20 protein-coding genes and 1 pseudogene are annotated in these 17073 nt (G+C 60.0%); 12 read left to right on the top strand and 9 right to left on the bottom strand.

Annotation, left to right across the window (positions count from 1 at the left end):
• Window positions 1-49: 49 nt before the first annotated feature.
• Window positions 50-502, top strand: coding sequence for an NUDIX domain-containing protein (locus ACERZ8_RS10755; RefSeq protein WP_407592190.1), 453 nt, complete (start codon window positions 50-52; stop codon window positions 500-502).
• On the opposite strand, the gene ACERZ8_RS10750 is transcribed toward ACERZ8_RS10755, so the two are convergent.
• The 4 genes from ACERZ8_RS10750 to ACERZ8_RS10735 all read right to left on the bottom strand — a co-directional run bounded on the left by ACERZ8_RS10750 (window position 468) and on the right by ACERZ8_RS10735 (window position 4809).
• Complete coding sequence (locus ACERZ8_RS10750; protein ID WP_407592189.1) at window positions 468-1316, bottom strand: DMT family transporter; 849 nt, start codon at window positions 1314-1316, stop codon at window positions 468-470. The two genes, ACERZ8_RS10755 and ACERZ8_RS10750, sit on opposite strands and share 35 nt — an antisense overlap.
• Before the next feature lie 151 nt (window positions 1317-1467).
• The gene (locus tag ACERZ8_RS10745) at window positions 1468-2190 is read right to left on the bottom strand and encodes a VPLPA-CTERM sorting domain-containing protein (protein ID WP_407592188.1); all 723 of its coding nucleotides are present in this window, start codon (window positions 2188-2190) and stop codon (window positions 1468-1470) included.
• A 632-nt stretch (window positions 2191-2822) separates the two neighbouring features.
• A complete protein-coding gene (groL, locus tag ACERZ8_RS10740; protein ID WP_407592187.1) occupies window positions 2823-4469 on the bottom strand; it encodes a chaperonin GroEL in 1647 nt (548 codons plus the stop codon).
• Window positions 4470-4521: 52 nt separating this feature from the next.
• Entirely contained in the window at window positions 4522-4809 is a 288-nt protein-coding gene (locus tag ACERZ8_RS10735; RefSeq protein WP_299724039.1) for a co-chaperone GroES, read from the bottom strand.
• Window positions 4810-5095: 286 nt separating this feature from the next.
• Between ACERZ8_RS10735 and ACERZ8_RS10730 the strand changes: the two genes are divergently transcribed.
• Window positions 5096-5377, top strand: a complete 282-nt coding sequence (locus ACERZ8_RS10730; RefSeq protein ID WP_407592186.1) for a PepSY domain-containing protein — start codon at window positions 5096-5098, stop codon at window positions 5375-5377.
• 62 nt (window positions 5378-5439) lie between these two features.
• Complete coding sequence (locus ACERZ8_RS10725; RefSeq protein WP_407592185.1) at window positions 5440-5934, top strand: helix-turn-helix transcriptional regulator; 495 nt, start codon at window positions 5440-5442, stop codon at window positions 5932-5934.
• A 13-nt stretch (window positions 5935-5947) separates the two neighbouring features.
• On the opposite strand, the gene ACERZ8_RS10720 is transcribed toward ACERZ8_RS10725, so the two are convergent.
• Together ACERZ8_RS10720 and ACERZ8_RS10715 are read right to left on the bottom strand one after the other, a co-directional pair.
• Window positions 5948-6622 (bottom strand): DUF2161 domain-containing phosphodiesterase, encoded by a 675-nt coding sequence (locus ACERZ8_RS10720; protein WP_407592184.1) that lies wholly within the window; start codon window positions 6620-6622, stop codon window positions 5948-5950.
• 65 nt (window positions 6623-6687) lie between these two features.
• Entirely contained in the window at window positions 6688-6855 is a 168-nt protein-coding gene (locus ACERZ8_RS10715; protein ID WP_407592183.1) for a hypothetical protein, read from the bottom strand.
• A gap of 329 nt (window positions 6856-7184) precedes the next feature.
• Between ACERZ8_RS10715 and ACERZ8_RS10710 the strand changes: the two genes are divergently transcribed.
• From ACERZ8_RS10710 to ACERZ8_RS10690, 5 genes are all read left to right on the top strand, one after another.
• On the top strand, window positions 7185-8105 hold the full coding sequence (locus ACERZ8_RS10710; protein WP_407592182.1) for a manganese-dependent inorganic pyrophosphatase: 921 nt from the start codon (window positions 7185-7187) through the stop codon (window positions 8103-8105).
• 124 nt (window positions 8106-8229) lie between these two features.
• Window positions 8230-9102, top strand: coding sequence for a TIGR01459 family HAD-type hydrolase (locus tag ACERZ8_RS10705; protein WP_407592181.1), 873 nt, complete (start codon window positions 8230-8232; stop codon window positions 9100-9102).
• A gap of 88 nt (window positions 9103-9190) precedes the next feature.
• Window positions 9191-9634 carry a MaoC family dehydratase gene (locus tag ACERZ8_RS10700; RefSeq protein WP_407592180.1) on the top strand — a complete coding sequence of 148 codons (444 nt, stop codon included), beginning with the start codon at window positions 9191-9193 and terminating at the stop codon, window positions 9632-9634.
• Window positions 9635-9773: 139 nt separating this feature from the next.
• The gene (locus ACERZ8_RS10695) at window positions 9774-10706 is read left to right on the top strand and encodes a bifunctional riboflavin kinase/FAD synthetase (protein WP_407592179.1); all 933 of its coding nucleotides are present in this window, start codon (window positions 9774-9776) and stop codon (window positions 10704-10706) included.
• Window positions 10703-11173 (top strand): YcgN family cysteine cluster protein, encoded by a 471-nt coding sequence (locus ACERZ8_RS10690; protein ID WP_407592178.1) that lies wholly within the window; start codon window positions 10703-10705, stop codon window positions 11171-11173. The genes ACERZ8_RS10695 and ACERZ8_RS10690 overlap by 4 nt, the downstream gene beginning before the upstream one ends.
• Here ACERZ8_RS10690 and ACERZ8_RS10685 read toward each other — a convergent pair.
• Window positions 11170-11919 (bottom strand): alpha/beta fold hydrolase, encoded by a 750-nt coding sequence (locus ACERZ8_RS10685; protein ID WP_407592177.1) that lies wholly within the window; start codon window positions 11917-11919, stop codon window positions 11170-11172. The two genes, ACERZ8_RS10690 and ACERZ8_RS10685, sit on opposite strands and share 4 nt — an antisense overlap.
• Before the next feature lie 44 nt (window positions 11920-11963).
• Window positions 11964-12563, bottom strand: coding sequence for a 2-hydroxychromene-2-carboxylate isomerase (locus ACERZ8_RS10680; RefSeq protein WP_407592176.1), 600 nt, complete (start codon window positions 12561-12563; stop codon window positions 11964-11966).
• Window positions 12564-12669: 106 nt separating this feature from the next.
• Between ACERZ8_RS10680 and ACERZ8_RS10675 the strand changes: the two are divergent.
• Window positions 12670-13688 (top strand): annotated as a pseudogene (locus ACERZ8_RS10675) (ribose-phosphate pyrophosphokinase).
• A 59-nt stretch (window positions 13689-13747) separates the two neighbouring features.
• On the opposite strand, the gene ACERZ8_RS10670 reads toward ACERZ8_RS10675, so the two are convergent.
• Entirely contained in the window at window positions 13748-14392 is a 645-nt protein-coding gene (locus ACERZ8_RS10670) for a VPLPA-CTERM sorting domain-containing protein (protein ID WP_407592175.1), read from the bottom strand.
• Window positions 14393-14726: 334 nt separating this feature from the next.
• On the opposite strand from ACERZ8_RS10670, the gene ACERZ8_RS10665 reads away from it, so the two are divergent.
• The 3 genes from ACERZ8_RS10665 to ACERZ8_RS10655 are packed head-to-tail and all read left to right on the top strand — an operon-like array spanning window position 14727 to window position 17066.
• Window positions 14727-15542, top strand: coding sequence for an ABC transporter substrate-binding protein (locus tag ACERZ8_RS10665; RefSeq protein WP_407592174.1), 816 nt, complete (start codon window positions 14727-14729; stop codon window positions 15540-15542).
• The gene (locus ACERZ8_RS10660; RefSeq protein ID WP_407592173.1) at window positions 15539-16351 is read left to right on the top strand and encodes an amino acid ABC transporter permease; all 813 of its coding nucleotides are present in this window, start codon (window positions 15539-15541) and stop codon (window positions 16349-16351) included. Before ACERZ8_RS10665 ends, ACERZ8_RS10660 begins: the two co-directional genes overlap by 4 nt.
• The gene (locus ACERZ8_RS10655) at window positions 16338-17066 is read left to right on the top strand and encodes an amino acid ABC transporter ATP-binding protein (RefSeq protein ID WP_407592172.1); all 729 of its coding nucleotides are present in this window, start codon (window positions 16338-16340) and stop codon (window positions 17064-17066) included. The genes ACERZ8_RS10660 and ACERZ8_RS10655 overlap by 14 nt, the downstream gene beginning before the upstream one ends.
• Window positions 17067-17073 lie beyond the last annotated feature (7 nt).

The raw sequence follows: 17073 nt of genomic DNA, 5'->3' as shown, positions 1-17073 counted from the left end.
CGCCACTTATGGAATGAAAACTAATGGTTCCTGACGGAAGGTAACAGTCATGCGCCCAAAATCACCGCGCCTTGCCGTGCGGGCCATCCTCGTCGAAGACGACCGCCTGCTGATGGTCAATGCGTGGCCGGATGGACAAAGTCCGTTGATGTGTGCCCCGGGCGGCGGGGTCGAGGTGGGCAGCAGTCTGCCGGACAACCTGGCGCGTGAAGTGCATGAGGAAACCGGCCTGCAGATCGAGGTCGGCGCGCCCTGTCTTGTGAACGAATTCCATGACCCCGACGGCAGCTTTCATCAGGTCGACGTGTATTTCCGCTGCACTGTTATGCCTGGCACGCCGCGCCCGGCAGACTGGAATGACATCGAAAAGATCGTAACCGAGCGCCGCTGGCTAACCCGCACGGAACTTGCGCAGACCCCGCACAAACCCGACAGTCTGGCCGATGTCGCCTTTGGCGGCGACGGGGTCACCTATGATCCGCTGGAACCGTTGGTGCGGTGACCGTCAGCGCGATCCCACCCAGCACAAGGATGGTCGCAATCACAATGGGCAGGGTGATCGCTTCGCCCAGCAGGGCTGCACCGGCAAGGATCGCGATGATCGGCACGCTTAGCTGCACCACGGGTGCCGTCTGCCCGCGCAATTGGGGCAGCACGTGATACCACAGGGCGTAGCCCAGACCGGAGGTGACAGCCCCCGACGTGATGGCAAGCGCAATGCCTGACGGGGCTGCGTGCAGACCTGTGCCAAACAGCAGAACCAGCAGCATCGGCATCGCGACCACGAAATTGGCCGCTGTCGTGGCAAGGGGATCGGCGCTGCCTTTGCCCGCAAGCGTGTAGATCGCCCACCCGATGCCCGCCATGATCATCAGCGACGCCCCGACCAGATCGCCGCCCGATCCGTCCCTCGGCCAGAGCGCAAGGACAAGCCCGGCAAAGGCAATGCCCGCCCCACCAAGCTGGCGCGCCGTCGGGGCCGCCCCGCGCAACGCGGACCACGCGAACATTACAACCTGCACGGTGCCAAACAGGATCAGGGCCCCGAGCCCGGCGTTGAGAGTGACATACGCCAGCGAAAACCCGATCATGTAGGCGGCAAGGCTCGCCGCCCCGACCAATCGCCCGCGTCCAGCAACGGGCAGGCCACCGCCCCGCACTGTCAGGATCATGCACAGGGCAACCGCGCCTGCCAGCACACGGATCATCGCAAAGCTGGATGGATCGATTGCACCGCTGTCGACAGCCAGCCGGTTGAGGACCGAATTCGCCGCAAAGGCGACCATTGTGATGCATGTCAGAAGGAGTATGCGCATTTCCGGCACGTTAGACGTTTCTGCACCCGGGCCAAGACATGAAACATGTGATCACGGGTCTGGGACCGTCAGATGTCTGGCCATACAATCACGCCAAAAAAAACGGCGAGCCCTTGCGGGCCCGCCATTCTGTTTCAGATTTGGATTTGTATCAGCTCTGGCGCTTTTGCTTGCGGCGCATCAGGCCCATGCCGCCCAGACCAGCGAGCAGCATCCAACCGGCTGCTGGCAGAGGCACAGCAGGTGGGTTGACGATTTGCTGACGGTCGCCAACGATCATGTCGTCAAAGCCGAAGAAGTCGCTGCCGCTTGAGTTGAAGAACGCAATGTTGGTGTACGATTCTGTCAGATCAAGGAAGCCGAAGAACAGCAGCCCGGCGTTGTTGGCGCTTGTCGAGTTCGGGATGTTGATGTTCGTCACAGCACCACCAACAGCCGTGAGCGCGATGCTCAGCGAGCCACCGAAGTCACCAATGTCTGTGCCGTAGAAACCGAATGCGGAAATCGCGGTGGTGAAGGAGATGTTGAAACCGCCGCCACCATCAACTTCGACAAACGTGCTGCCCGATGTCGCAAAACGTCCGGCACCCGGAACACTCGAAAGTGATGCCGCACCACCTGTCAGCGATGCAGTGACTGTTCCGCTGGATACGGGAAACGAGATATTTGGCAGGGCTGTTGGCGCTTCGAAATCTTCAACACCAACCCCAGGAGCCAGTGTCGCTTCGAAGTTGTTGCGTGCTGTTTCAGCCAATCCGCCCGCCGGTACGGACGTCTGTGGACCTGGGTCTTCACCGAAGAAAGTGATAGGTGCCGCGTGCGCCAAGCCTGGCAAGGCTAGTGCTAAAACGGCTGCGAAAATACGTGTCTTCATAAGACTTATTCCTCTGATTAAATTTTTAATGCCCTTACGTTAACATAAATTAACCAAATTTGGAGTCAGGATAGCCTTACTTGTGCCACTTTCACCTTATGCGGGAAAACAGCCCTTTGCGGCTGACGCCATACAGCATCAAGACCAAAAGCACGACCGCCCCGAGCGAAAGAAAGCCTCCGGGAAAAATATTTACTAATAAATGGTTAACGGGATCAGGTTGAATTTACGTTTGGGCAGCAGCCGAAAACGAGTTTCTACCCAATTTGGAAACAATCCACAGGGAATGCGTGATCTGTCCAAGAATCACCGCGCAACGCACAACGATACGCCAGCCAAATCGACGGCCTTTTTTGTGCAGTCAAATCACCGTTGCGTCAGGCCTGGTTCCGGCAACTTGGGATTCGGCAAAACCGTTCCAGCATAGCGGACGACGTCTGCTGCATTTGTGGACTGCATAATGCGACTTTTAAGCGATCCAAGTCGCCCACAAGGGCCTGTCAAAATGAAAACGGGCCGCCCTTTGGCAGCCCCTTAACCCGTCACGTCGAGCAGATCGCGAACGTGACAAAGGCCCCACGCGGGGGCCTTTGCACTGACAGTCTGTGTCCGTTTGCCTGAAGCAAACAGTCTTACATCATGCCGCCCATGCCGCCCATGTCGGGCATGCCGCCGGGTGCGCCACCGGCGCCCTCTTTGGAGGGCTTGTCGGCAACCATTGCTTCGGTTGTGATCAGCAGACCAGCGACCGATGCGGCGTCTTGCAGGGCTGTGCGCACAACTTTTGCCGGGTCGATGACGCCGAACTTGAACATGTCGCCATATTCTTCGGTCTGAGCGTTAAAGCCGAACGTGTTGTCGCTGCTTTCGCGGATTTTGCCTGCAACGACGGACCCGTCCACACCGGAGTTTTCGGCGATCTGACGCAGAGGCGCCTCGATGGCCTTGCGTACGATCGTGATGCCGACGTCCTGGTCAGAGTTTGCACCCTTGAGACCGTCAAGCGCCTTGCCAGCCTGGATCAGAGCGACGCCACCACCGACGACAACACCTTCCTGCACGGCCGCGCGGGTCGCGTTCAGGGCATCGTCAACGCGGTCTTTGCGCTCTTTCACTTCGACTTCGGACATGCCGCCGACGCGGATCACGGCAACACCGCCGGCCAGTTTGGCCACACGCTCTTGCAGTTTTTCACGGTCGTAGTCGGAAGTTGTTTCCTCGATCTGGCCACGGATCTGTGTCACGCGGGCTTCGATCTCGGCTTTCTCACCGGCACCGTCGATCACTGTGGTCTCGTCCTTGGTGATCTGAACGCGCTTGGCGTTGCCCAGCATGTCCATGGTCACCGACTCAAGCTTCATGCCCAGTTCTTCGGAGATCACCTGACCGCCGGTCAGAATGCCGATGTCCTGCAGCATCGCCTTACGACGATCACCAAAGCCGGGGGCTTTGACAGCAGCGATTTTCAGACCGCCGCGCAGTTTGTTCACAACCAGAGTTGCCAGCGCTTCGCCTTCGACATCTTCGGCGATGATCAGCAGGGGTTTCTGCGACTGGATCACTTGCTCAAGCAGTGGGACCATGGGCTGCAGCGACGACAGTTTCTTTTCGTGCAGCAGAATCATGCAGTCTTCGAGCTCGGCCGTCATCTTGTCGGCGTTGGTCACGAAATAGGGGCTCAGGTAGCCACGGTCGAATTGCATACCTTCGACAACATCGGTCTCTGTTTCCAGACCTTTGTTTTCTTCGACGGTGATGACACCCTCGTTGCCAACTTTCTGCATCGCATCCGCGATCTGGCGACCGATTTCTGTTTCGCCGTTGGCGGAAATGGTGCCGACCTGGGCAACTTCGTCGCTGTCGGTCACGTCACGTGCCGCAGCTTTGATCGACTCAACAACTTTGGTTGTGGCCAGATCGATACCGCGCTTGAGGTCCATCGGGTTCATACCGGCGGCAACCGATTTCATGCCTTCGCGAATGATCGCAGCGGCCAGAACAGTTGCGGTTGTTGTACCGTCGCCTGCTTCGTCATTGGTGCGGCTGGCCACTTCTTTGACCATTTGCGCGCCCATGTTTTCGAACTTGTCCTCCAGCTCGATTTCCTTGGCAACCGAAACACCGTCTTTGGTGATGCGCGGTGCGCCGAAGGATTTGTCCAGAACCACGTTGCGACCTTTGGGGCCGAGTGTCACGCGGACGGCGTCTGCCAGCGTGTTCACGCCTTTCAGCATGCGGTTGCGGGCATCTGTATTGAACTTGACGTCCTTAGCAGCCATGATTTTTCTCCTTTGAGAATGTTGGTTGAAAGATCAGAGAAGCGCCGTGCGCTTACTCGATGATCCCCATGATGTCGGATTCTTTCATCATCAGCAGTTCTTCGCCGTCGATGGTGACTTCGGTGCCGGACCATTTGCCAAACAGCACTTTGTCCCCGGCTTTGACGGCCATCTCGATCAGCTCGCCGCTGTCCTTGCGGGCACCGGGGCCTGCGGACACGATTTCGCCTTCGCTTGGCTTTTCCTTGGCGCTATCGGGGATGATAAGCCCGCCAGCGGTTTTCTCTTCGCTTTCCGTGCGGCGTACCAGCACGCGGTCATGAAGCGGTTTCAATGCCATCTTTGCAGCTCCTTAAGGCTCAAAGTTTCTTCCATTCACCCCGGATTTCGGGGTCATTAGCACTCACCTGCCGTGAGTGATAACGCGGTGTAACTAGGCACCATTTAAGCGCGAGTCAACGCCCCAGCACGTCAGCTTTTCAGAAAAATTTGCGCCCATGGCCGTAAACCTTTGGCCTAAGCCTGTCCGTTTCGGCCAAAAGTCGAATTCAGATCTGCCCTGCCCCTTCGCATCTGTTGCCCAGCCGCAATGACGCGGCATGACAATACGAAGTGGAGACACCCTAATGACCTCAACGACAAAATCCGCAATTCTTGCCACCCTTCTGGTGCCCGCCGCCGCCTTTGCCGGTCTGGATGTGGGCCAGATGCTTGGCACGACGGAGGATGAAATACGCACCGCCCTGACCGGCATGGGTTACGACGTGCATGATATCGAACTGGAAGATGGCGAGATCGAGGCCGAGGTGACATTGGACGGTGTCGCCTTTGAAATCGAAGTCGCCATCTACACTGGGCTCGTCACCGAAATCGAACGCGATGATGACGCGGACGACAGCGACGACTAAGCTGACCCGCACGTACGCCGCCCGGATCGACCCGGGCGGCCCTTAACACATGGACGATCCCTATGCTGTCTCGCCGCGCCATCCTCTGGAGCCTGTTTGCCCTACAAGCGATCTGTTGCGCCTATTTCGTCTCGGACGTCCTGATTGACCTGTTCGTGCCAAATCACACCAGCGCGCTGGCGGAAAGTGATCTGGTTGAAGCGATCATCACGCTTGCCTTGTTCCTTGGGCTGGCCTTTACCGGGTCGGAGCTGCGCCAGATGCTGCGCCGTCAGGACCAGATAACCGATCAGCTCAAGGTCGCATCCGGCGCATTCGCCGACCTGCTCGAAGTGCGCTTTGGGCAATGGCAACTGACCGAGGCCGAACGCGCGGTCGCCATTCTGGCCATCAAAGGGTATTCCGTGGCCGAGATGGCCCGCTTGCGCGAAACGGCACAGGGCACGATCAAGGCGCAATGCGCGGCCCTTTATCGCAAGGCCGACGTGTCAGGGCGGCTGCAATTGCTCAGCCTGTTTCTGGATGATCTGATGGCAGATACGCTTGTGCCTGCGTGACGCACAGACCGGGTTAACCGCCCAGGATATCGCCCGAGGCCGAGACCGCCTCGGCACCTTTCGGCGTCAGGCCATAGACACCCTTTTCGACCTTTTCGAACCAGCCATAGTGGTCGTCGCGCATCATGGTGGTGGCCCGCGCAATGCCGGTTTCACGCGCCACATCCGCACCTTTACAGGCCCCCACTTCGAACAGGTACATGGCCAGCTTCAGCGCGTCCTGCCGATAGGCGGTGATCAACCCCACGCGGGTCTGGCCACCATCGTTGGGATCACCGACACGGCCCGCAAACTCCTTGAGCAACTGGCCCTGTTTGCGCGTGTTCTTGCGCGGGGCGTAGGGCCCCGGATCACAATGCACCTGCACAAGGTCATCCGACAAGCGCACCGTCATCAGACCCAGCCCAAGACGCCGGCACAGCCGCGTCATGTCCTTGACCGATTTATGGAACCGCTTTCCCTTGCCCCGCGCCACCGCCATGTAGACATCATCCGTCACAGCCATGCGCGCCACGCACTGATGCACAAGTGTCAGCGAAAACGACAGCTTCAACTCGACAATCACGGGCGGCTCGCCACCACGCACGGCTACCACGTCCGCCGCGCCCACCTCGGACTTCACCACATATCCCTGCCCTTCGAGAAAGGCTTTGACGGGTGGGTAAAGGTCGGTTTCGCGTGCGCTCACGGTGCGTCGTCCGGACTGGGATGGGCCGCGCGAGGAAACCCCACGCGCGGCCCCGATGCAAGGGCTTAGCGCCCGCCCGTGCGCCCCGGAAAGCGGGGCGGCCGCCCGCCGCGCACTTGCGTGCGCAGATGGGCGGGTCGGGCTGCGGGTGCAGGTGGCCGGGCCGCCTTTGGGACCTTGGTGGCAGGGCGATGGGTGCCGCGTTTTGCGGCTGGTTTGGATTTTCTGGGCATGAGGTGCCCCTTTCGTGTCTGAAGAACTGAAAAAACGCGCAAGTCGCGCGTGCGATCCCCGCGCTTGCGGGTCAGCCGCGCTGGTCCATTGTCAGATCACTCCTGAAATCGAGGCGCACCATATCGCGGTGCAGGAACGGGTGGGCGGTCAGGCCAGGTTGTCCATGTGCAGGGCACTCCTTTTCAGATGCCTAAATCATACCCCGAAGGCGCGCTCGGATCAACCACTCGCCCGGCGCGACACTGGTGCCCCTTTGCCCCCCGTGACACCGCAGGACAGCTTGTTATAAGGGCGCAAAATCTCTTCCATCTGTAAGGACGCCCTGCCCATGACAACTCTGGTTTTTGGCCACAAATCACCTGACACCGATTCCACCGGCTCCCCCATCATCTGGGCGTGGTATCTGAACGAAGTCAAAGGCGGTGACGCTGAGGCGGTGCTGCTGGGCGAGCCCAACACCGAAGCGGCATTTGTGCTGGAAAAGTGGGACCTGCCCAAGCCGCGCATTATCTCATCCGTGGACGCGGACCAGCCAGTTGTGATCGTGGACACCAACAACCCGGCTGAATTGCCCGACAATATCAATGACGCCGACATCACCGGCATCATCGACCACCACAAGCTGGTCGGCGGGCTGGAAACCAAAGGCCCTATCGACATCCGGATCGAGCCTCTGGCCTGCACCGCCACCATCATGTGGAAGATGATCGGCAAGGACATGGCCCAGGCCCCGGCATGGGTCCAAGGCGCGATGCTGTCCTGTATTCTGTCTGACACGCTCGAATTCCGCTCGCCCACGACCACGCAGGAAGACAAGGCGATCGCCTATGATCTGGCGCGCGATCTTGGGATCGACATCCCGCTTTATGCAGCCGAAATGTTCGAGGCGAAATCGGATGTGTCCGCCTTTTCCGACGCCGAATTGCTGCGCATGGACAGCAAGGAATACACCGTGGACGGCACCGAATTCCGCGTCTCGGTTCTGGAAACCACGGCGCCCAAGATCGTGCTGGATCGCAAGGACAGCCTGATGGCCTCGATGGTTGATGTCGCCAAGGAAGACGGCGCAGACGAGGTGCTGCTGTTCGTCGTCGACATCCTCAACGAAGAAGCGACCATGCTGATCCCCAATGACCGGGTGAAGGGTGTGGCCGAAAAGAGCTTTGGTGCGAATGTAACTGGCGACACGGTCGTCCTGCCCGGCGTGATGAGCCGCAAGAAACAGATCATCCCGAACCTCAAGGTCTGAGACGGGGTTGGCGCAGGACACCTGCGCCTTACTTTCCAATGATGGCGCTCTATCGTAAGGCGGACCAGTGGTCCGCTTTTTTAGTGGCCACCCCAGCAATCAAGACCTTCCGGGAGACCAAGCCATGACCCAGATCATTTCTGCCCTGTCCGAGATTTCAGAGCGTTATGACGCGCTGTTCGTCGATCTGTGGGGCTGTGTGCATAACGGGGTGCATGCGCTGCCTGACGCCGTTGCGGCACTGCAGACCTATCGCAAGACAGGGGGTAAGGTGGTGCTGGTGACCAACTCGCCCCGTCCACGTGCGGGTGTGCAAAAGCAGTTGGTGCATTTTGGTGTACCCGACGACGCATGGGACACGATAGCAACCTCCGGTGACAGTGCGCGTGCCGCGATGTTTCGCGGCATCGTCGGGGAAAAGGTGTATTTCATCGGGCAGCCGGGGGAGGAGAAATTCTTTGAACCTATTGGCGTGATCAAGGAACCGATTGATGTGCAAATGGTGCCCATGGATGAGGCGGAGGGGATCGTCTGCACTGGCCCGCGCGATCCAAGCGCCGATCCGGACGTGATGCGCCCCGAATTCCTGATGGCCAAACAACTGGGCCTGAAACTGCTCTGCGCCAATCCGGATATCGTGGTGGACCGGGGCGATGTGCGCGAATGGTGTGCGGGCGCGCTGGCGCAGCTTTATACCGAGATGGGTGGCGAGAGCCTTTACTTTGGCAAGCCACACCCGCCGATCTACGATCTGGCGCGGCGGCGGTTGTTCGAACTGGGTGTGGATGTGCCGGATTCCGGCATTCTGGCCATCGGTGACGGCGTGCTGACCGACATTGCAGGCGCCATGGGCGAAGATATCGATCTGCTGTTCATTTCGGGCGGGCTGGCCGCGGCGGAGACAAGAACCGACACGCAACCCGACCCAGACGCACTAAGTGCTTATCTGGAAAAGGAAATGAGCGCGCCAACATTCGCGATAGGACATCTGCGCTGACCTACTTTTCACTTGATTTTCTGCGCGCGCAAAGTAATAAGATTGCGCGATAGCCGGTTCAGGCGTCAGAAAATTACCGGAGACCTCCATGTTGGACAACATGCCCCGCGGCACGATCTGTATCGAAGACATCGAAATGGGCATGTCCCGTTCCTTGCGCAAACAGGTCACCGACCGCGATATCGAGTTGTTTGCCGAAGTCTCCACCGACCACAATCCGGTTCACATGGATGATGACTATGCCCGCGACACCATCTTTGCCGGACGGATCGCCCACGGAATGCTGACTGCGGGTCTGATTTCTGCAGTGATCGGAGAGCAACTGCCCGGGCATGGCACGGTCTATATGGGGCAGTCGCTGAAATTCCTTGCCCCTGTCCGCCCCGGCGACATGGTCTATGCCGAGGTGAAAGTCATCGACATCGACTTTGCCAAGCGCCGGGTGAAGCTGGATTGCCATTGTGCCGTGGACGGCAAGAAAGTGCTTGTCGGCGAAGCAATGGTGTTGGCGCCGTCGCGCAAATTCGACTGATCCAGCGGCCGCCTTGCGGCGACACGGTTTTGTAAGGGGGCTTTGCCCCCGTCCTGCGGACTCCCCAGAGTTTGTTTGGCGAGATGAAGCCATAGGCGCCGTCTTGCTCTTACCCTTTGGCGCAGCTAGGCATGGCCCCATGAGGATCATCCGCGACTACCTGTTTGTCGAACCCGAAGACCGTGGCGCAAGTGCGGCCATCGGCAATTTTGACGGTGTGCATCTGGGCCATCAGTCGGTGATTGATCTGGCCCGCGCCGCCGCGCCCGCAGCGCCGTTGGGTGTGATGACATTCGAGCCGCATCCGCGTGTGTATTTCGCCCCCGACGCCCCCCCGTTCCGGTTGATGAGCCGCGCGGCGCGTGCAAGTCGGTTGCAAAAGCTGGGGGTCGAACGCCTCTATGAGTTGCCCTTCAATGCTGGACTTGCCGGTCTTTCGCCAAAAGAGTTTGCCGCCCGTGTGATCCGCGACGGGTTGGGGTTGTCGCATGTTGTTGTGGGGGCCGATTTCTGTTTTGGCCACAAGCGTGCCGGAACGGCGGACCACCTTGTCACCTTCGGGGCGCAGATGGGTTTCGGCGTGACCGTCGCGCCGCTGATCGAGCACAGTGCGGCCACCGTATCCTCGACTGCGATCCGCGAGGCGCTGAGTGCAGGGCGCACCCGTGACGCCGCGGCCATGCTGGGCCACTGGCACCGCATCGAAGGCCCCGTCATCGGGGGAGAGCAGCGGGGCCGCGAATTGGGGTACCCCACCGCGAATATGTCCATCGACGATCTGCACCCGCCTGCCTTTGGTGTGTATGCCGTGCTGGTCGACGTGTTGGAGGGGCCGCATGCGGGCCAGTATCACGGAGTGGCCAGCCTGGGCGTCCGCCCGATGTTCGGGGAAAACCGGCCCAATCTCGAAACCTTTGTCTTTGATTTTTCCGGTGATCTTTATGGCACGCAGATGTCTGTCGCGTTGATCGAGCATTTGAGAGGCGAAGAAAAATTCGAAAGTCTTGAAGCGCTGATTGCCCAGATGGATGCCGACAGTGCGCAGGCGCGCCGCATATTGGCGGCCCTGTGAGCGATCCGATCGAACGCCGCGGTTTTGCGCCCCGGTTCTGGGAGGCCAAGCGCCTTGACCAGATGAGCGAGGACGAGTGGGAGGCGCTGTGCGATGGGTGCGGTAAATGTTGCCTCAACAAGCTGGAAGATGAGGACAGCGGGGACGTGGCCCTGACCCGTGTGGCCTGTCGCTTGCTGGACGATCTGACCTGCCGCTGTGCCCAATACGACATCCGCCATCAGTTCGTACCCGACTGCATTCTCCTGAAACCGTCCAATATCGAAAGCCATCTCTACTGGATGCCGCAGACTTGCGCGTACAGGCTGCTGCACGAGGGGCGTCCGCTGTTCGACTGGCACCCGCTGATCTCGGGCACGCCTGAGACGGTCCACGCCGCTGGCGTTTCGATGCGCGGGCGGACGTTGAGTGAATTCGATGTGGCCGATGAGGATTGGGAAGATCACGTGATCGAAGAGCCGACCTAGACCCGTTCGAGGAAACTGCGCACCCGGGCTGCGACGACGTCAGGATGTGTGATCGGCCCCATATGGCCGACCCCCTCAAGGCTGATCTCGGTTGTATCCGGCAAGCGCCGCGCGATGGCGTGGCTGACGGGCTTGGCCCAGGGCGATCCGGCACCACGCAGCAACAGCGCTGGCATGGCCGCCGCCTCAAACCGACCCGGGGCGAGCAGGTTTGCGCAATCATCGATCAGGAACGGGCTTGAATCGCGGATGAAGTGGATACGCGCGGCCATGTAATCCCGCGTCACCTTCGGGATATCGCTCCAATCGGTCGCATTGCCCCAAAGCATGTTGAACGCACGCGCCGCCCCCTCACGGTCGCCCGCGTCCAGCGCGGCATCGAACGGTGCCGTGTCGCGCACATAGCCCGGGCCAAACGCGGGATCGTCCGCCATGACTGGCGCGAAATAGACTGGTTCGTACATCACCAGGCTGCGCACGCGGTCGGGCTGTTCGATAGCAAGACGCAGGGCAACGGTTGCGCCAAAGGAATGGCCCATCACGTCCACAGGACCTGCGCCGATATCCTCCAGAACCGACAACGCCATGGCGGTGGCGGTATCGTGCATCACCCCCTGCCCGTCCCAGTCGCCAGACTTGCCATGGCAGGGCAGATCAAAGGCATGTATCGTGGCCATATCCCCCAGCGCCGCCCCCATCCCCCGCCACGCGCCGGAATGGGCAAGCGAGCAGTGGATGGCGAGCATGGGGCGCGGTCCCGACCCAAAGGTGCGGGTGTGGATATGTGGGATCAAAGCGTGCCCGAGAGAACCATGTCGACTTCTTCGATCTTGTCCTGACCCCAGAACCGCTGATCGCCGTCCACGATATAAAACGGCGCACCAAAGGCACCCTTGTCCACCGCCTCTTCCAGATTGCGGGCATAGGTTTCGGCCCCGCTCAGTAGGCCACTGTCGGCAAGGGATGGATCGAACCCGGCCCCGGACAGGCACGCCTTGATCACATCGTCCTGCGCGATGTCTTTTTCCTCGGCCCAGACGGCGCGCAGCACGGAATGAACCAGCGCCCCCAGATCGCCGCCGCCCGCATTTTGGGCGGCGATGATCGCGTAAGACGATGGGGCGGCGTTGGTGGGCCAGTGGGCGGGCTTGAGGTTCAGGGGCATCCCCAGTTTCTTGGCCTGGCGGGGCAATTCCTGCGCGCGGTAGGCGACGCGATTGGGGTGGCGATCTTTGGGGGGTGTTCCACCGGTGCGGGAAAACAGCGCCATGATGTCGAGCGGTTTGTAGGTGATCGTCGCCCCGTGTTTCGCTGCGACCTCTTCAAACCGTGTCCCCGCAAGATAGGTGTAGGGGGACAGTGTCGCAAAATAATAGTCGATGTGGGGCATTTCTTTCTCCGGTTCGGGGGTCTTTGGGTTCGCGCGACGGTACGCCCGTGCTAAGCGATGTCAACATCACGAATCTGTCACAAATCGTGCTGCGCGGGGACACGACATGCCGAACATCCAAGAACCCAAGTTGATCTCGGGCAATGCCAACCTGCATCTTGCCAAGGCTATTGCCCGGCGGATGTCACTGCACCGGGGGTCAATGTCGGGTTGGTCAACGCGCGGGTCGAGCGGTTCAATGACGGTGAGATCTTCGTTGAGGTGTTCGAGAATGTGCGCGGTGAGGATATGTTCATCATCCAACCCACGTCGAACCCGGCCAACGACAACCTGATGGAACTTCTGATCATGTGCGATGCGCTGCGCCGATCCTCGGCTGCACGTATCACCGCCGTGATCCCCTATTTCGGCTACGCCCGCCAGGATCGCCGGTCCAAGGCGCGCACGCCGATCAGCGCCAAGCTGGTGGCCAACATGCTGGTGGGGGCCGGGATCGAGCGGGTGTTGACGATGGATCTGCACGCTGCACAGATCCAGGGCTTCTTCGATATTCCTGTGGACAACCTGTACGCCTCACCGATCTTTGCGCTGGATATCAAGACGCAGTTTGCGGGGCGTCTGGACGATCTGATGATTGTATCGCCTGACGTGGGCGGCGTCGCCCGCGCGCGCGATCTGGCGAAGCGCCTTGCCGCACCGCTGGCCATCGTGGACAAGCGCCGCGAAAAGGCGGGCGAAGTGGCCGAAATGACAGTGATCGGGGATGTGACGGACAAGACCTGCATCATCGTGGACGACATGGTCGATACCGCAGGCACGCTGTGCAAGGCCGCCGAAGTGCTGATCGAAAACGGCGCGAAGGAAGTCCACTCCTATATCTCGCATGGTGTGATGTCGGGCCCCGCGGTGGACCGGGTGACCAAATCCGTGATGAAATCTCTGGTGATCACCGACAGCATCCAGCCCACCGATCCAATCAAGGCCGCCGCCAATATTCGCATTGTGCCAACAGCGCCGGTCTTTGCCCAAGCCATCCTGAACATCTGGAACGGCACGTCTGTGTCATCGCTGTTTGAGGCGGAAACACTCAGCCCGATCTATGATGGGATGTACGCGGCCGAGTGAGGACGCGAAAAAGCGCACCAATTGGCATTGGTGCGCAGTTTCTGTTCATAAAGGCAGTCTCAGTCGTGCGATGCGGCCTGTCCGCGACGCCGCAGCAGAACCAATGTGCCCAACCCTGCCAGCATCAACGGCAATCCAGTGGGTAGCGGAACAGGGCTGACTTCGTCTTCGATCACGATGGCAACCGATCCGCGTGCACCGATGGTGTTGCCGGACCGCGACGTGCGCTGCCAAGCCCATGATGTGCCCGGCGCGTTGTTCGCAAGAAATACACTGATCCAGTAGCTTCCGGCGTTCAGCGTGATGTCGCTGTCGAAATCGAACACGTATTCCAGAATGTCAGCGCCGTTGCGATTGTTGTGATCAATGCCGGTATCGGTGCGCGATAGGATGGTCAGGGTCGACGTGGCAACCGAAGCGCCCAGTGAACCGCCCGCATCCGCCCGGATATCTACGCGGAAATCCTCGTTCGCCGGTATGTTGCCCGACGACCAGTGCACACCCCAGATCGAAACCTGCCCAAGGTCGGTGGCGGAGCCAACAGAAAAGTCTTCGAAAACCCGTGCGGAGCCTTCGTTGAAATATGCGCCGCGGATCGGGTTGTTCGGATCAAAGCGTTGATCCAGCACGGTTGCCGCATGCGCAAAGCTCGCACTTGCGACCAAGGCCAACAGGGGCAGGGTGCGGGCGAAAAAGCGGTTCATCTAAGTGGCTCCTCATGTGTCAGTGATGCCAGAATTCATCTTTGACACCGGAATTGCCGACAAATTGAACCAAATTAAGGCGATCGGGTGATGAAGACATGAAGGTCGAGCGGATGTCGAAACAGTGCGGGCGGAGGGTGCAAACTGTTGCAGTTATTGCGCTCAATCGAAGCAAAAAAGCGATCCGTCAGACGACCAGACGCCGCAATTTCCAGCCGAAATGCACCATGCTCCCCGCTTCCAAAACTCCGCTTTCTTCGCCGGGCGCAACCCTCTGGACACGCTTCCTCCCTTGCCCGATGATCCTCACAACCAAAAAATGGGGAGTGCACACATGAAGACCATTCTGACCGCCACAGTCCTGACCCTTGCCGCCACGGGTGCCTTTGCCGCAGGCCACTGCGCTGCAGGCAAGACCCTGACCGAAGGCACGCTGACCATCGCCACCGGCAACCCAGCCTATTACCCGTGGGTGATCGACGACGCGCCTGAACAAAAACAGGGGTTCGAGGCCGCCGTGGCCTACGCCATCGCGGGCGAAATGGGATTTGCGGATGATGCGGTGACGTGGGTGCGTACGTCGTTCGACGAGGCAATCCAGCCCGGTGCCAAGAATTTTGACCTCAACATGCAGCAGTTTTCGATCACCGAAGATCGCGACCGCGTCGTCGATTTTTCAGCCCCCTACTACACCGCGCCGCAAGCCGTCATGACCACAGTCGAGGCTGTCGATGGCGGGGCCAAGCCGACGATGGAGAGCCTCAAGGCAATGAAATGGGGCGTTGTCGCCTCGACCACCGCCCTTCCAGTCGTGATGGAGACAATCCAGCCCGATCAATCGCCGCTGGTCTATGACGACAATGCCAACATCACCGCCGCCATGCAGGCGGGTCAGATCGATGCGGCCCTGTTTGATCTTCCGACGGCCCTGTTCACCGCCGCCGTGCTGATGGAGAATGGCGTTGTGCTGGGTCAGTTTGATCCCTCCGCCGCAGAAAACCCCGACCAGTTTGGCGCATTGATGCCAGAAGGATCGGCGCTGAAAGAATGCGTGGATGAGGCCCTTGCCGCACTCACCGACAGCGGTGCACTGGCCGCCATCGAGGCCGAGTGGCTGCAAGACGCGGTCGGTGTGCCCCTGATCAAGTGACCACACGCCGCGCCGCCTACGAGTCCCGGCAACGCCGCCGGGCCAATCTGCTTGCCGCGGGCAGCACGGCCGTCGTGCTGGCCCTTTTGGTCTTCCTCGTCCCGCTCGCCCCGGGATGGCAGGCGGTCAAATCCTCGTTCTTTGATGCAGAGATATTTGCGCGCACCTTTCCCGATCTCGCCAACGCCTTCCTGATCAACATCGCGATCTTTGCGTGGTCTGTCCCGATCATCGCTGCCCTCGGTCTGGCCATCGCTTTGGGGCGCGGGGCACGCTCCCCTGTGCTGTTCCCGCTGCGCATCTTTGGGGCCATCTATGTCGATCTGTTTCGCGGCATCCCCGTGGTGCTGCTGGTCTATCTTGTGGGCTTTGGCATTCCGGGGCTGGGCTTGCCGCGTCCGTGGAACTCGCCTTACATCTGGGGTACCGTCGCGCTTGTGCTGACCTATTCAGCTTATGTAGCCGAGGTGCTGCGCTCAGGCATCGAAAGCATTCATGCCAGTCAGCGCAACGCCGCAATCTGCCTGGGTCTCAGCGAGCGGGACACCATGCGCTACGTCATCCTGCCGCAGGCGATCCGGCGCGTGGTCCCTGCGAACATGAACATGCTGGTGGCGTTGCAAAAGGACGTGGCCCTGTTGTCCTTCATTGGCCCTGTGGAGATTTTGCGCCAGGCGGGCATCTTCAAATCCCTGCTGGCCAACTTCACGCCTTACGTGGCAGCGGCAGTGATTTTCCTGTGCGTCACCGTGCCCGCCACACGCTATGCCGACTACCTGATGAACAGGGATCGCAATGCCCGAACCTAGGCTGGCCTTGCGCGGTGTGACCAAAAGCTTTGGTGAGGTCAGCGTGCTGCATGGCATCGACCTCGCCGTGCAACCGGGCGAAATGGTTTGCCTGATCGGGGCATCCGGGTCGGGCAAATCCACGCTGTTGCGCTGCATGAACGGGCTGGAACCTGTGGATGATGGCGAGGTTTTGCTGGACGGCGTCGACATCGCCGAACCGGGCTTTGACCTTGCCCCGATCCGCCAGCAGATCGGGATCGTCTTTCAGTCCTTCAACCTGTTTCCCCACATGACCGCCTATGACAATGTCGCCCTCGCACCACGGCGCGTGCTGGGCGAGGACGCGCGCGACCGGATCGAGGCGCTGTTTGCCCGTTTTGGATTGGCCCAGCACATGCGCAAGTATCCCGACCAATTGTCAGGCGGGCAGCAACAACGGGTCGCAGTGATCCGGGCTCTTGCGATGCGTCCACATACGATGCTGTTTGACGAAATCACCTCCGCGCTCGATCCGGAGCTGGTGGGCGAAGTGCTAGACGTGCTGCGCTCCTTGCGCGATGACGGGATGACGATGGTGCTGGCGACGCACGAAATGGGCTTTGCGCGCGAACTGGCGGATCGCATCTGCTTTATGGATCAGGGGGTCATTGCCGAGGAAGGGACGCCAGACGTCATCTTCTCAAACCCGCAAAAAGAACGGACAAAGCAGTTCCTTGCGTCGATCCTGCGCTGATCCAGAC

It is taken from the genome of Tateyamaria armeniaca (assembly GCF_045797845.1).
GTDB lineage: Bacteria > Pseudomonadota > Alphaproteobacteria > Rhodobacterales > Rhodobacteraceae > Tateyamaria > Tateyamaria armeniaca.
The sequence above is the reverse complement of the archived record's forward strand: the minus strand, read 5'-3'. Positions and strand labels throughout refer to the sequence as shown.